The sequence below is a fragment of the Corynebacterium pseudogenitalium genome (assembly GCF_024453815.1).
GTDB lineage: Bacteria > Actinomycetota > Actinomycetes > Mycobacteriales > Mycobacteriaceae > Corynebacterium > Corynebacterium pseudogenitalium.
The window spans coordinates 1,324,084-1,338,164 of sequence record NZ_CP072934.1 but is presented as its reverse complement, the minus strand read 5'-3'; the positions used below and the strand labels follow the sequence as shown (position 1 = coordinate 1,338,164).

General features: G+C 54.5%; 14 protein-coding genes. 13 read left to right on the top strand and 1 reads right to left on the bottom strand.

Annotated features, from left to right (window positions below; all coding sequences use genetic code 11):
- Positions 1-3 precede the first annotated feature (3 nt).
- The 13 genes from KBP54_RS06430 to KBP54_RS06370 all read left to right on the top strand — a co-directional run bounded on the left by KBP54_RS06430 (position 4) and on the right by KBP54_RS06370 (position 13,618).
- Positions 4-906: a phosphatidylinositol mannoside acyltransferase gene (locus KBP54_RS06430; protein WP_256005058.1), complete on the top strand. Its 903-nt coding sequence runs from the start codon at positions 4-6 to the stop codon at positions 904-906.
- Positions 903-2,000 (top strand): glycosyltransferase family 4 protein, encoded by a 1,098-nt coding sequence (locus KBP54_RS06425; RefSeq protein ID WP_256005057.1) that lies wholly within the window; start codon positions 903-905, stop codon positions 1,998-2,000. The genes KBP54_RS06430 and KBP54_RS06425 overlap by 4 nt, the downstream gene beginning before the upstream one ends.
- Complete coding sequence (locus KBP54_RS06420) at positions 1,997-2,449, top strand: hypothetical protein (protein ID WP_070976797.1); 453 nt, start codon at positions 1,997-1,999, stop codon at positions 2,447-2,449. The genes KBP54_RS06425 and KBP54_RS06420 overlap by 4 nt, the downstream gene beginning before the upstream one ends.
- Before the next feature lie 103 nt (positions 2,450-2,552).
- A complete protein-coding gene (locus KBP54_RS06415) occupies positions 2,553-3,305 on the top strand; it encodes a YebC/PmpR family DNA-binding transcriptional regulator (RefSeq protein ID WP_070362373.1) in 753 nt (250 codons plus the stop codon).
- 106 nt (positions 3,306-3,411) lie between these two features.
- The gene (ruvC, locus tag KBP54_RS06410) at positions 3,412-3,942 is read left to right on the top strand and encodes a crossover junction endodeoxyribonuclease RuvC (protein WP_070362374.1); all 531 of its coding nucleotides are present in this window, start codon (positions 3,412-3,414) and stop codon (positions 3,940-3,942) included.
- Positions 3,943-3,945: 3 nt separating this feature from the next.
- A complete protein-coding gene (ruvA, locus tag KBP54_RS06405; RefSeq protein ID WP_070362375.1) occupies positions 3,946-4,557 on the top strand; it encodes a Holliday junction branch migration protein RuvA in 612 nt (203 codons plus the stop codon).
- A gap of 9 nt (positions 4,558-4,566) precedes the next feature.
- The gene (gene ruvB, locus KBP54_RS06400; RefSeq protein ID WP_070363504.1) at positions 4,567-5,646 is read left to right on the top strand and encodes a Holliday junction branch migration DNA helicase RuvB; all 1,080 of its coding nucleotides are present in this window, start codon (positions 4,567-4,569) and stop codon (positions 5,644-5,646) included.
- Between the two features lie 24 nt (positions 5,647-5,670).
- The gene (gene yajC, locus KBP54_RS06395; RefSeq protein WP_070362376.1) at positions 5,671-5,979 is read left to right on the top strand and encodes a preprotein translocase subunit YajC; all 309 of its coding nucleotides are present in this window, start codon (positions 5,671-5,673) and stop codon (positions 5,977-5,979) included.
- A gap of 160 nt (positions 5,980-6,139) precedes the next feature.
- Complete coding sequence (gene secD / locus KBP54_RS06390; protein ID WP_083433150.1) at positions 6,140-7,966, top strand: protein translocase subunit SecD; 1,827 nt, start codon at positions 6,140-6,142, stop codon at positions 7,964-7,966.
- A gap of 2 nt (positions 7,967-7,968) precedes the next feature.
- On the top strand, positions 7,969-9,141 hold the full coding sequence (gene secF, locus KBP54_RS06385; RefSeq protein WP_256005054.1) for a protein translocase subunit SecF: 1,173 nt from the start codon (positions 7,969-7,971) through the stop codon (positions 9,139-9,141).
- Positions 9,142-9,152: 11 nt separating this feature from the next.
- A complete protein-coding gene (locus tag KBP54_RS06380) occupies positions 9,153-10,742 on the top strand; it encodes an ABC transporter substrate-binding protein (protein WP_256005052.1) in 1,590 nt (529 codons plus the stop codon).
- 28 nt (positions 10,743-10,770) lie between these two features.
- Positions 10,771-11,319: an adenine phosphoribosyltransferase gene (locus KBP54_RS06375; protein WP_256005050.1), complete on the top strand. Its 549-nt coding sequence runs from the start codon at positions 10,771-10,773 to the stop codon at positions 11,317-11,319.
- Between the two features lie 19 nt (positions 11,320-11,338).
- On the top strand, positions 11,339-13,618 hold the full coding sequence (locus tag KBP54_RS06370; RefSeq protein ID WP_256005049.1) for a RelA/SpoT family protein: 2,280 nt from the start codon (positions 11,339-11,341) through the stop codon (positions 13,616-13,618).
- A gap of 80 nt (positions 13,619-13,698) precedes the next feature.
- Here KBP54_RS06370 and KBP54_RS06365 read toward each other — a convergent pair whose 3' ends face one another.
- Positions 13,699-14,031, bottom strand: coding sequence for a hypothetical protein (locus tag KBP54_RS06365; RefSeq protein ID WP_070976807.1), 333 nt, complete (start codon positions 14,029-14,031; stop codon positions 13,699-13,701).
- Between the last annotated feature and the right edge of the window lie 50 nt (positions 14,032-14,081).

The window sequence follows — 14,081 nt, the reverse complement described above, 5'->3', positions numbered from 1 at the left end:
CGCATGCAAACGTTCAAGGATGAGTGCGTATATCGCAGCTACTGGATGGGGTGGAAGCTGCTATCAATGCTGCCTTACAGTATCGCCTACTGTCTGATGATGTTCGTTGCCGACATTTACTCTCGCAATGGCAAGTTACCGGAGCAACTTCGTAAGAATCTCTCGCGTGTGGTTGGACCTGAGAACGTCACGCGTTCGCTTGTGAAGAACTCGATGCGGTCATACATGCGGTATTGGCTCGAGGTCTTTTGCCTGCAGAAAGTAATCTCGAATGAACGGTTTCATGAGCAATTCTCTGCATCGATACAAGGGATTGAGCATCTGGAGTATGCGATTCAACAAGGCAAGGGCGTAGTGCTTGCGTTGCCACACTCGGGGAACTGGGATCTTGCGGGTGCATGGCTTGCTCACCGATACGGGAGCTTTTCGACGGTCGCGGAGCGGGTAGAGCCCGAAGAGCTCTACGATGCGTTTTTGGAATTTCGACGTGGGTTAGGAATCCAGGTGATTCCTTCGCGTGGTGCGTCGAGACCTCCAATGCAACTCCTCGAGGAAGCTCTGTACAAACAAGGGATTGTCTGTTTGTTGGCAGATCGTGATCTCGGTGGGCACGGGGTGCCGGTAGCATTTTTTGGAGAGCAGACGACAATGCCCGCCGGTCCGGCAGTATTAGCGGAGAAGACTGGTGCGACACTGCTCGCAGTACACAATGCCTTTGAGAGTTCAGGCAGCATGGATGGGTGGGTGACTAGCGTATCGCCGCCGATTGTTGCAGATTCCGTAGAAGGTAAAGTGGAAAAGCTTGCGGGCTGGTTTGAGCGCGGAATCAAAAAGCACCCACAAGACTGGCATGTGCTTCAGCCGTTTTGGATCGCAGACCGGAAGAAAAAGGTAGCGAAGGGATGAAAATTGGTATCGTGTGCCCGTATTCTTTCGACGAACCAGGCGGGGTTCAAGCGCACATCCTTGATTTAGCTGAATCACTTTTGCGCCAAGGGCATGAAGTGAAAGTGCTCGGGCCTGCGCGTGATGACACGCCTCTTCCCGAGTTTGTAAAGAAAGGTGGGCGTTCGTTACCTATTCCGTATAACGGCTCTGTCGCGCGCCTGGCGTTCGGCCCTAAAGTTTTTACGACTACTCGCGAATTCCTGTGTGATGGCGAATTTGATGTATTGCACATCCATGAGCCCAATTCTCCTAGCTATTCGCTCGCAGCGCTTATGTTGGCTTCGGGACCGATCGTCGCTACATACCACACGTCTACAACTGGGTCTCGCATTTTGCAGCTTGCACTGCCGTTTTTGCGGAAATATTTGGAAAAGATCCGCGGGGGTATCGCAGTAAGCGAGCTTGCTCGGAGGTGGCAGGTTGAACAGATCGGAGCCGATCCGATCGTTATCCCTAATGGAGTGGACACTCGGAAGTTCGTAGCCGCCCGGAAGCTAGCGCCGTTGAGCTCCGTCGGGCCTGTTCGAATCGCATTCTTGGGGCGTATCGACGAGCCAAGAAAGGGGCTAACGCTGCTTCTTGAAGCGTTCGATCACCTTGAAGGACGAGTCGAACTCACGGTGATCGGAAGCGGGGAGCCTCGGCAGATTCCAGGAGTGAACTTCGTCGGTCGCGTAAGCGAGGAGGAAAAGGCGAGATTGCTGGGGGCGTCGGATATATTTGTCGCTCCGAACACTGGGGGCGAATCGTTTGGCATCATTCTCGTGGAAGCGATGGCTGCGGGCTGCGCCGTTGTGGCCAGTGATCTAGAGGCCTTTTCGCTGGTATGTGATGCAGAATCATCTGACCCTGCCGGGATTCTTTTTCCTGTAGGTGATGTTGCCGAGTTGACAAAGGCGTTACAGGCTTTGATTGACGACGCTGCTTTGCGCCTGGAGATGGGCAGAAGAGGGCAACTGCGAGCCGCGCAGTATGACTGGTCGACAGTGACTGCTCAGATTATGGCTGTATACGAAGCAGTAAGTGTTGGTGAGAAGGTGACACTCGCATGACAACTATTGCCCTAGTGGTGTTCGCAGCGGTAATCACGTTGCTGTTTGCCTGGGCATATTTCACTGCGCAACGGCTACACCGCCTCCATATCCGTCTCGACCGTTCACGCGACGCACTTCAAGCTGCGCTCGACCAACGCTGTGCTGTCATTGCCGCACTGTATCCGGAAATGCGCGAGGAGTGCCGGATCATCGAATCATTGCGTTTGACTCCAGTTGACGTAGAGGAACGACTTCAGTCCGAACAAGAAATGCGGAAACACATCGAGAGACAAGGGACGATGCTTCCCGCTGATATTGACGCTGCAGATACTCGTGTGGCAATTGCACTGCGGTTTTATAACGACGCTGTCAGGGATGTTCGTTCGCTACGGCTACGGCCCGCCGTAAGGCTTCTTCGATTGGGTGGGACCGCAGCCCTGCCAGCCTTCGCTTCGCTTTCCCTTTAGCGGCTGAACCTTGCTCGCGGTTCTGCAGCTCAACCTGTTCGGGCGTATAGTAGGTTGACGTTCAATTACCAATAGTCAACCGTTTTAAGCGAAGGGATACCGGATGTCTGGCCACTCAAAGTGGGCTACTACTAAACATAAGAAGGCCGCGAACGACGCAAAGCGTTCCAAGCTCTGGGCGAAACTGATCAAAGATATCGAGGTTGCAGCTCGCACTGGTGGCGGCGATCCAGCAGGAAACCCGACGCTTGATGACATGATCAAGAAGGCGAAGAAGGCGTCGGTCCCGAACGACAACATCGAACGTGCGCGTAAGCGTGGATCGGGCGAGGAAGCCGGCGGCTCTGACTGGGAGTCGGTGATGTACGAGGGGTACGGCCCGAACGGTGTCGCTCTGTTGATCGAGTGCCTGACGGATAACCGTAATCGAGCAGCGACTGAGGTTCGTACGGCAATGACCAGGAACGGTGGCAATCTTGGTGAAACCGGTTCTGTGGGCTACATGTTCAATCGCGTCGGTGTCGTCACGGTGGCGAAAGGGGAGCTCACCGAGGACGATGTGTTGATGGCGGTACTTGACGCTGGTGCAGAAGAAGTTAACGATCTTGGCGAAGAGTTTGAAGTTACCTGTCAGCCGACCGACCTTGCCGCAGTCCGCGAGGCGTTAGTGGAGGCTGGTATCGAGGTTGAGGGCTCTGAGCAGGACTTCCGTGCTGACGTGGAAGTTGAACTGGATGCATCTGCAGCTGAAAAGAATCTGAAGCTGATTGATGCCCTCGAAGACTCTGATGATGTACAGAATGTGTACTCGAACATGTCTATTCCTGACGAGATCGCAGCCGAGCTCGACTTGTAAGGCGTAGTCTGTTTTTCAACCACCATTCGTTGCAGCGAGTGGTGGTTCTTTTTCAGACTATGGTAGAACATATGTGCCAGTACAATATTCGGCGGAAGGAAGCGCGGTGAACCTCCAAGGTCTGAGGGTAATGGGCATAGATCCTGGTTTGACCCGATGCGGCCTTTCGGTAGTTCAAGCGGGGAGAGGACGTCAGGTCATACCGATTGCCGTCGGTGTAGCGCGCACTCCTTCCGATGTGGAACTATCGGAGCGTTTATTGCGGATCTCGAAGTCGGTAAGCGACTGGATGGATGAGTATAAGCCCGACGTGGTTGCGATGGAGCGAATTTTCGAACGCAGTAACGTATCTACCGTGATGCATACTGCCCACGCCGTCGGGGTAATGGTCCTCGCCGCTGCAGAGCGCGATATACCAGTGCACATGTATACGCCCTCAGAGGTAAAAAAGTCGGTTTCTGGTAATGGGCGCGCTGATAAGAAACAGATGACTACGATGATTACACGTATTCTTGGTCTGAGCGAGCCACCAAAGCCAGCAGATGCTGCAGACGCGTTGGCCATCGCTGTTTGCCATTGCTGGCGAGCCCCGTTGCTTGCCCGAGCTTCCGCTATTGAAAAACTGAGAAAGAACTAGTTCATGATTGATTCCCTCCACGGTGACGTCCTTTCGATTGGCCTCGATCATGCTGTTATCGGCTGCGGGGGCGTTGGCTATCGCTTCTTGGCGACGCCACCAACGCTCAGTCGCCTAACTCGTGGTGAGCATGCGGATGTAGTCACCAGTCTGGTGGTCCGCGATGACGGTATGACCTTGTATGGGTTCGCGGATGAGGACTCGCGGACTATGTTTCACAAGCTTCAAACCGTGAGTGGGCTAGGGCCAAAGCTGGCGATGGCAGCACTGGCAGTCTTTGGGCCTGGGGAACTGGCCGAATTGATTTCCAGTGGTGACGCGAAGAAGATTCAAACGATTCCTGGCGTCGGTAAGAAGATGGCAGAACGAATCGTGTTGGAGCTGAAAGATAAGGTTGTCGGCTTGTTTGAAACGGGCAGCGAAGCGAGCCACGGTGCAACGGCTCCGGCTGCTTCAGGCTCAGGTATCAGTGAGCAGATCGTAGAAGCACTGGTTGGGCTTGGATTCACCGAGCGTAGTGCGCGGACTGTCGTCGAACCTCTCGTTGCGGAACAACCGGATACTGATCCATCGAATCTGTTGCGCGAAGCGCTGAAGACGCTATCGAAAAAGTAGGTGGGGTTCATGTCAGACGTTGAAAAAACCGTATTCCAGTTGCCGGATGATCTTTCACGTCCCGATGGGGCTCCCGTCAGTGTCAATGCGCATAGTGATGAACACGATATTGAGAGGTCTCTTCGTCCGAAGTCGCTTGATGAGTTCATCGGACAGCCGAAAGTGCGTGAGCAGCTCAGTCTTGTACTTGCGGGTGCTAGTCAACGCAGCGTCACACCGGACCACATCTTGCTTTCCGGTCCGCCAGGGCTAGGAAAGACAACGATGGCGATGATCATCGCGCAGGAACTCGGAACTTCCTTGCGGATGACCTCTGGGCCTGCGCTTGAACGTGCTGGTGACCTCGCTGCGATGCTTTCGAATCTTATGGAAGGCGATGTCCTCTTTATCGATGAGATTCACCGTATTGCGCGGCCTGCGGAGGAAATGCTGTATATGGCAATGGAGGACTTCCGTATTGACGTCATTGTTGGAAAGGGGCCCGGGGCGACGTCAATTCCACTTGAGATTCCACCGTTCACCCTGGTCGGTGCAACGACTCGCGCTGGTATGCTCACTGGTCCGTTGCGGGATCGTTTCGGTTTTACGGCACAGATGGAGTTTTACGAGGTTACTGACTTGAGGCACGTGGTCGAACGTGCTGCGGAGATCTTGCAAGTTGAGATCGACAAGGACGCAGCAGTCGAAATCGCTTCACGTTCACGGGGAACTCCGCGTATTGCGAATAGATTGCTGCGACGTGTTCGTGATTGGGCAGATGTGCATGGCAGCGGACGAATCGATATTCAGGCGGCGCGTGCTGCGCTGGAGGTGTTTGACGTTGACGACCTCGGGCTTGATCGGCTCGACAGAGCGGTCCTGAATTCGCTCATTCGTGGCCACGGTGGGGGACCTGTTGGCGTCAATACACTGGCAATTGCTGTAGGGGAGGAACCGTCTACAGTCGAAGAAGTATGCGAGCCTTACCTGGTGCGAGCAGGATTGATGGCACGAACTGGTCGTGGCCGCGTTGCTACGGCGGCTGCCTGGCAGCACCTTGGAATTGATCCGCCACCGGATGCTCCAGGACAGGCGCTCGTTTCAACATAATTGGGAGTATGTCAATATAGAGCTATGGAAATCATCCTTATTTTGCTCGTCCTATTGGTGTTCATGCTTCCGTCAATCTTGATGATGCGAAGCCAGAAGAAGCGTCAGCAACAGGTACAGGAGATGCAGTCCTCTATTCAGCCCGGTGACCATGTTGTGACGGTTTCTGGCCTTCATGGAGACGTTGTTGACGCAGATAACGCTACGCTTCGAATTGAAATTGCCCCTGGTGTTGTCGTCAAGATGGAGACCGCCGGAATTATGAAGCGAGAGGCAGTCGAGTCCGCGGTTCAGGAACCTACAGTAGACGATTCGGAACAACGTCCGGAATAGTCCATCTCAGCGTTACGGCAAATGCTGTCTAGCTGTCTTTACCGATATGACAGTTGATGACGTACGATAAATCGATGTGCACCACACCCCGCTTTACCCAAAGTTTCGGGCAAAGCGGGGTGTGGCAGTGAAATAACGTAGAAATAGAGGAGTTAGCTCGGTGTCCAAGAACACTCAGCGTTCCGGCGAGTTGAGATCAAAGCGGAAGTGGCCTGCGCGCGCGCTGGCGCTTTTTGCGCTCATCGTCATTGGCGTGTACTCATTAGTATTTTTCACGGGCGATAAGTCCGCAACCCCGAAGCTTGGTATCGACCTGCAGGGCGGTACTCGCGTGACCCTCGTTCCGCAGGGAGACGAGCCAACTCGCGATCAGCTCGACGAAGCGCGAAACATTCTTGAGAAGCGTGTGAACGGCATGGGTGTTTCCGGCGCGACTGTCGTCGTTGACGGCAATACCCTAGTGATCACTGCCGCGGGCGACGACACATCGGAAGTACGTAATATTGGGCAGACTTCGCAGCTGCTGTTCCGTCCGGTAATGCAACCGCCTGCACCTTCCGCGGATTCGATTGGTGAGGTCTTCGCAAAAACCGCGAACGATTGGATCCGGTATGGGGTTTTGACCGCGGATCAAGCCAAGGCGATTGGCGATCAGGTGAAGAAGCAGGTTGCCGAACAGGGGCAAACCGTTGAGATTCCTGCTATTGATGCGAAACCGTTGCCTGAGCCGAATGGTCCTGTGGAGTCCTCGGAGCGCAGGGCTGACCAGGCTGAGATGCTCAAGGCTACTCGTCAGTCTGAAGACCCTACCCAGCAATTCGTTGCTATGTCGATGCTGAGCGCGTTGTGTGCCGTGCAACCTACTGATCCATTGGCCGGCACCGATGATGAAGCAGCACCACTTGTAGCCTGTGACCCTTCATCTGGCCAGGTACTGCTCCTCGGCGAGGTGCCATTGCTCGCAGGCGTTACTGATACGGACGGCCCGCGTCTCACCGGTGAACAGATCGACACTGGTCGCTCGATCACTGGTGGATTCAACCCGCAGTCGAGCCAGATGGAGATCAACTTCGCTTTCAGCCAGGCAGGCGAGTTTAATGGCTCGTCTACCTGGGCGCAGCTGACGAGTGAGATGATCGGGCAGCAGATCGCGATCACACTGGACTCACAAATTATCTCCGCACCTGTCATTCAGGGCGCAACCCCAGTCGGTTCCGCAACCTCTATTACAGGCAACTTCACTCAGGAGGAAGCTGAGAGCCTCGCAAACAACCTGCGTTACGGTGCGCTGCCGCTTTCTTTCGCGGGTGAGAATGGCGAACCTGGTGGAACTGCGATGACAGTGCCGCCGTCACTTGGTCTGGCATCCTTGCAGGCTGGCTTCTATGCGGGCATTGTCGGTCTGATTTTGGTCGCAATTTTCGTGTTCTTCTACTACCGGCTCTATGGTCTTATTTCCCTGGCTACGCTTTTCTTTGCGGGTCTTCTCGTTTACGGCTCGCTAGTTCTGCTGGGGCGCTGGATCGGCTACTCGCTGGACCTCTCCGGCGTCGCCGGTTTGATCATTGGTATTGGTACTACTGCGGACTCCTTCGTTGTCATCTACGAACGCATCAAGGACGAAGTTCGTAAGGGCAAGACTTTCCGCTCTGCATCTGCCTCCGGCTGGGATCGAGCGAAAGATACAATTATTACCGGTAACATGGTGACCCTGATCGGCGCGGTCATTATTTACTTCCTTGCGGTTGGCGATGTGAAGGGCTTCGCATTCACGATGGGCCTTACGACCGTATTTGACCTGCTAGTGACGTTCTTGGTCACTGCTCCGCTCATGGTGTTCGCTTCCCGGTCCCGGTTCTGGTCGAAGCCAGCTGTCAACGGTATGACCAAAGTGTTTGCTGCAGCGCAGCATGACAAGGACGTGAGCGAGGAAGCTCATCAAGGCGTGGCTGCAGAAGCCGCGTCGGAAAGTATTGAGGTGAAGTAGCAATGTCGTCATCGCAAATTGAAACCGTTGCTTCCGTCGTACCAACAGTCAAGGAGCCTGGCCGTTGGGAGCGTCTGTACACCGGCGATGCAGCGATCGATTTCGTCGGTCGCCGTAAGCTCTGGTACGGGATCACCATGGCACTGGTAGTTATCTCGCTGCTTGCGATGCTGGTTCGTGGATTCAACCTTGGTATCGACTTCGAAGGCGGTACCAAACTCTCGATGCCGGCCGATGATCTCGTTGCCGAAGAAGTCGAGGAGACATTTATCGACGCGACTGGCGTCACTCCTGAACTGACTCAGATTATTGGTGCTGGTGATGCCCGGACACTTGAGATTAATGCTGAGCATCTGAGCCAGGAACAAATCGACCAAGCGCGGCAGGCGATCTTTGAGAAGCATCACACCAAGAATGCTGAAGGGGAAGTGTCTGCCGACGCAATTGGTGATTCGACTGTTTCCGAATCGTGGGGTGACACAATCACGAAGCGGATGTTGATGGCGATGCTGGTCTTCCTCGTCGCTGCAGCCGTGTACGTGGCTGTCCGCCTGCAACGAGAGATGGCCATCGCGGCGATGGGTGCATTGATCATTGACGGCATATTGATTGTAGGGTTCTATGCACTCTTCGGGCTGGAAATTACCCCAGCCATGATTATCGGTCTGCTTACCGTTTTGACGTTCTCCATTTATGACACCGTGATCGTCTTCGACAAGGTGAAGGAGAACACTAGCGGTGTATTGGACTCGCGTCGTTCGACCTATGCTGAAGAAGCGAACCTGGCAGTGAATCAAACGGTCATGCGCTCGATTTCAACTTCCGTCATTTCTGCACTCCCGATCGTCGCGCTGATGATTGTGGCTGTTTGGATGCTCGGTGTGGGTACACTCCGGGATCTCGCCTTGATCCAGCTGATCGGCGTCATTGAAGGTATCTTCTCCTCGCTATTCCTCGCGACTCCGCTGCTGGTAACGCTTATGGAGCGCAAGCGCGCTTACAAGGAACACAACGTTGAAGTAGAGAAATACCGCGCCGGTGAGATCGTCGACCACGACGATGAAGCCACTGTAAAGCCAAAGCGCACCGTGGATACACCGGTTCGTAGTGCTGTGGAAGGCAGCGATGGAGACCAATCGCCGGCAATGAGCACTTGGCGGCCGTCGACACGCTAGGTAAACCAAGTATGAGTAGCGTATTTTCACGCGCCGTTGCTGCGTGTTCTGTCGTGTTTTTAGCAACGGCGTGTTCCGACGGTGGTGCAGCGTCGAACTCTAATAGCGAAGAGTTTGGCTATCAGGTACAAGCACCACTGGTCACAGTGAACGCGGGTAGCGCTGAGGGGCACTCGACGTTGGCGCAAGAACTATCTGGTCGTTTGTACCCCGGAGTTTACGTTCCGGGCCCCAACGGACAAATGATCCCCAATACCGACTTGGTAGAGACGCAAGTGCTGCCCGGCGACAGGCGTCAGGTGATTTACACCATCTCCGATGCGGCAGTGTTCTCCGACAATACCCCAGTAACGTGTAATGACTACCTGTTGACGTTCACAGCTGGGAAGCTACCAGAGCTCTTCGATTCTTGGATGCCTCTTTTCGACGACGCTGATACATTGGCATGTCAACCCGGATCAAAAACTTTCACTCTCACAATGAAGGAGAACCGTGGCGCCCGTTGGCGCGATCTTTTTGAACCCGGAACAGTTTTGCCGTCACACGCAGTTGCAGCGCGTGTCGGAATGTCGGCGGAAGAGCTCGTCGATGCGCTTACTGCACGTGACCCAATGAGCCTTCGAAGCATCGCAGATATTTGGCGTTACGGTTTTGATCTGAAGCAGTACGATCCTGAACTTCAAGTATCGTTCGGACCGTACAAGATTGAGAGTGTTGGCAAAGAAGGCGAAGTAGTCCTCGTCGCTAATGATTCCTATTACGGTGATGCTCCAGCGCTGCAGAAGATCGTGGTCTGGCCAGGGAATGCAGATTCCGGTGAACTAGTTGCCTCCGGCGGATTGAAAATCGGCAACCTCGAAGAACCCGCACCAGACTGGTACGACGTAAACGCAGAGAGAGAACCAGTTGATGTGACGAGCGTTGTGGGGGAACTCACTGACGCGTTGGTCATGGCCAAGTCAGGCCCCTGGGCAGAACCAGAACGGCGCAGAGCGCTTGCTCACTGTGTGAATCCGTCTGAAGTTGCACAAACTTCCTCGAAGATGTCGGGCCTAGAGGTTGCAGCTGCTCCAGTACAAGTAGTTGCGCACAGTGACCCGCTGGCGTCGAAAATTGAAAGTGTCGGTGAGACGGCAACTGAGTATGACGTCGAAAAGGCACGTGCTGCAAGTGGCAGTGTTTTGCGGATCTCGACGCCGATGCGGTCGGCACGGATCTCCGCAATGATTCAGACGATCCGAGCACAGTGCGAACCGGCGGGTATTGAAGTTCTCGACCAGTCGGAGAATCTGGCGACGTTGGCCGAGTTGCCGGGCTATGCCATGGACGAACAAGGCCAGATCGTAGAGAAAGAGGGCACCGTCGATGCGCTTTTGATGCCAATCGATTCTCAAGTTGAGTACCCAGCTGCGAACAATCGGGTGCAGGAACTCGACGCATTGCGGAGTCAAGAGAATTGGCTTTGGCGGGAGATTCCGATTCTGCCACTTTCAGCACAGCCTCGCTCGTTCGCGATTGATCAGCGAGTTGAAAACGTTGTTATGTACACAGGCTTGTCGGGAATTGGCTGGAATATGGATCGATGGTCCGTTGATGAGTAAAGAAATGAAGCTATCCAAGGAGAAACCCATGGGCGATTCGAAGGACACGTTTGAAAGCGCAAAGGAAGCGCTTCGAGAAAGGATCCGTAAAGTACCAGGTTTTCCCGAAAAGGGCGTGTTGTTTGAAGACCTCACACCGGTGCTTGCAGATGCACATGCCTTGCGGGTTGTTATCAAAGAAATGGCGCGTGTATCTGAGAATCTTGGAGCAGACCTTGTTGGCGGCCTGGATGCCCGTGGTTTTCTCCTGGGCTCAGCTGTTGCATACGAGATGGGCGTAGGCATCCTCGCCATCCGTAAGAAGGGGAAGCTCCCTCCGCCGGTGATTACACAGGAATACAAAACCGAGTACAGCACTGCAGCTTTGGAAATCCCGGCGTCGGGAATTGACCTCGACGGTAAGAAGGTTGTTCTCGTTGACGATGTACTTGCTACAGGCGGAACTCTTTCCGCAGCAACCGATTTAATCCAACGCGCAGGTGGTAGCGTTGTTGGATACGTAGTAATGCTCGAGGTACAAGGACTGGACGGTAGAAGCCGCTTAGGAGATGTTCCCGTGGTAGTGCTCGACCAATAGGAGAGTTTGGAGGCGGACTGTGACTCAAGAGAAAGCACCGAAGAGGAATACACCCTCGATGCGAAGTGTGTCCGCAATACTTGCTCGTTCGCTCACTGGCGGTGTGCGGGTCCGTAGCAATCCGGTCCTGGACCCGCTGTTATCGATTCATCGACGGCACCATCCGAAGTGCGACGTCGCATTATTGAATCGTGCCTATGAGACGGCTGAGCAGCTTCACGATGGCGTGTTCCGGAAATCAGGCGACCCATATATTACGCACCCGCTTGCCGTAGCCACGATCTGTGGTGAAATTGGTATGGACACCACAACGTTGGTGGCAGCACTGTTGCATGACACCGTTGAGGACACTGACTACACCCTGGATGAACTTACTGCCGACTTCGGGCCTGAGGTGGCACGAATCGTCGATGGCGTAACGAAGTTAGACAAGGTTGCGCTTGGGGCGTCGGCAGAGGCAGAAACGATCCGGAAAATGATCGTTGCCATGGCGGAGGATCCCCGGGTACTTGTGATTAAGGTTGCGGATAGGCTCCACAACATGCGCACGATGCGCTTTCTTCCTCCTGAGAAGCAAGCGAAGAAGGCGCGCGAAACCCTTGATGTGATTGCACCGCTTGCACACCGCCTCGGGATGGCGACAGTGAAATGGGAGCTTGAAGATCTCGCGTTCGCGATCCTCTACCCGAAGAAATACGAAGAGATCGTGAGGTTAGTTGCTGACCGAGCGCCCTCGCGGGACAGAGCTCTTGCAGAGATTATTCGTGAGTTGCAAACCGAACTGAAGAAAAACGGTATCGACGCAGAGGTGATGGGGAGGCCGAAGCACTATTGGTCCATCTACCAAAAAATGGTTGTTCGAGGCCACGAGTTCGACGAAATCTTCGACCTCGTTGGCGTTCGCGTGCTCGTCGATAATCTCCACGACTGTTACGCAGCGGTCGGCGTCGTCCATGCTATGTATTCTGCAATGCCGGGCCGATTTAAGGACTATATTTCGAATCCGCGATTCGGTGTGTATCAGTCGCTGCACACGACGGTGATGACGAACAGCGGGCGAGCTCTCGAAGTACAGGTACGTACGCACGAGATGCACTACAACGCCGAGTTCGGTGTTGCAGCTCACTGGCGGTACAAAGAGACGAAAGGATCGCATAAGGGAGATCAGGCTGAAGTAGATCAGATGGCGTGGATGCGCCAACTGCTTGACTGGCAAAAGGAAGCTTCAGACCCAAATGAGTTTCTTGATTCACTGCGCTACGACCTGACAAGCAAGCAGATTTTCGTCTTCACGCCACACGGCGATGTTATCAATCTTCCTGCCGGTTCGACTCCTGTGGACTTTGCCTACGCGGTGCACACTGAGGTAGGCCACCGATGCGTGGGGGCAAAAGTTAACGGCAAACTGGTTGCTCTGGAGTCACAGCTGCAAAATGGTGACCGCGTCGAGATTTTTACCTCGAAGGACCCAAATGCCGGGCCTTCTCGTGACTGGCAAGACTTTATTGTTTCACCGCGTGCGAAAACAAAGGTGCGTCAGTGGTTCGCGAAAGAACGGCGCGAGGAACACCTCGAAGTCGGACGCGATGCGCTGGCAGCGGAAGTACAGCGGAGCGGACTTCCACTTCACCGGCTATTTACGCCTGAGTCAATGCGTGATATTGCACGCAGACTGCGTTACTCCGATGTAGATGCCCTGTACACGGCTATCGGCGCTGGGAATGCTTCGTCCCGGCATGTTGCAAAAATGCTGGTCGACCAGTTTGGTGACGTCGAAGACGCCGCAGATCTTCTGGCGGATCGGACGCCCCATTCAAAGATCATCCGACCAGAACCCTCGGGCGATGGCCCTGTAGTCTTGGTGCAGGGCAGCCCGGATGTAATGGCCAAATTTGCCAACTGCTGCCAGCCGGTTCCTGGCGACGATATCTTCGGGTTCGTAACCCGCGGTGGAGGGGTTTCGGTGCACCGCACAGATTGCACCAACGCGAACAAGCTCAGGCAAGAGCCAGAGCGGTTGATCGAGGTTTCGTGGTCCGGCGCTGGCGGCTCTGCGGGTACCTCTATCGTGACCGTTCAGGTGGAAGCTCTTGACCGGCACGGCCTCCTCGCGGAACTCACGGGGGTAATGTCTGAACAAAAATTGGCGATTCTATCGCTTTCCTCACAAGCGAAGGAAGACCGTATTGCCACGATTCGATTCAGCTTCCAGGTTTCGGATACGAAGCAGCTCGCTTCTGTGATGAATCTGATCCGGAATGTTGAAGGGGTATTCGACGTCTACCGCGTCGGTGTATAGAAAAGTGGGGTAACCCGATCACGGGTTACCCCACTTGGGTGCGCTAGTGGGAGATGCCAGTGTGGCACCTAGCCAGCGGTCTACTTGCGCAGGTACTTGTCCAGGAATGCGAACAGGGTACCGAGCGCACCGATGACGGCGGTGAACACTGCGATCCAGTCACGGATTTCAGATGGGGACATGTCCTTGACGGAGGAGCCCTCGTCGCTCGACTGATCCTTAGGAGCCTGCTTCGTGGTGGACTTCTTGGAGGTGGTGTTCTTCACCGTCGGGGCCTTCTCAGTCTTGGTGTTCGAAGCTGGCTTGGCCGTGGTGGTTGGGGTGGTGCTTTCTGCAGCCTCAGCAGCAGCAACGCCAGAAGTTGCGACAGCTACAGCAGTGGCTGCTGCAAGAATACTTTTACGGAAGTTCATGAATTTTCCAATCTGACGGGATTGACAAATGTACGAGTGCAAACTCTAGT

Excerpts from the sequence above, each read along its gene's own strand:
- KBP54_RS06430 (WP_256005058.1), top strand. The coding sequence starts at position 4 with ATGCAAACGTTCAAGGATGAGTGCGTATATCGCAGCTACTGGATGGGG.
- KBP54_RS06425 (WP_256005057.1), top strand. The coding sequence starts at position 903 with ATGAAAATTGGTATCGTGTGCCCGTATTCTTTCGACGAACCAGGCGGG.
- KBP54_RS06420 (WP_070976797.1), top strand. The coding sequence starts at position 1,997 with ATGACAACTATTGCCCTAGTGGTGTTCGCAGCGGTAATCACGTTGCTG.
- KBP54_RS06415 (WP_070362373.1), top strand. The coding sequence starts at position 2,553 with ATGTCTGGCCACTCAAAGTGGGCTACTACTAAACATAAGAAGGCCGCG.
- ruvA (WP_070362375.1), top strand. The coding sequence starts at position 3,946 with ATGATTGATTCCCTCCACGGTGACGTCCTTTCGATTGGCCTCGATCAT.
- ruvB (WP_070363504.1), top strand. The coding sequence starts at position 4,567 with ATGTCAGACGTTGAAAAAACCGTATTCCAGTTGCCGGATGATCTTTCA.
- yajC (WP_070362376.1), top strand. The coding sequence starts at position 5,671 with ATGGAAATCATCCTTATTTTGCTCGTCCTATTGGTGTTCATGCTTCCG.
- secF (WP_256005054.1), top strand. The coding sequence starts at position 7,969 with ATGTCGTCATCGCAAATTGAAACCGTTGCTTCCGTCGTACCAACAGTC.
- KBP54_RS06380 (WP_256005052.1), top strand. The coding sequence starts at position 9,153 with ATGAGTAGCGTATTTTCACGCGCCGTTGCTGCGTGTTCTGTCGTGTTT.
- KBP54_RS06375 (WP_256005050.1), top strand. The coding sequence starts at position 10,771 with ATGGGCGATTCGAAGGACACGTTTGAAAGCGCAAAGGAAGCGCTTCGA.
- KBP54_RS06365 (WP_070976807.1), bottom strand. The coding sequence starts at position 14,031 with ATGAACTTCCGTAAAAGTATTCTTGCAGCAGCCACTGCTGTAGCTGTC.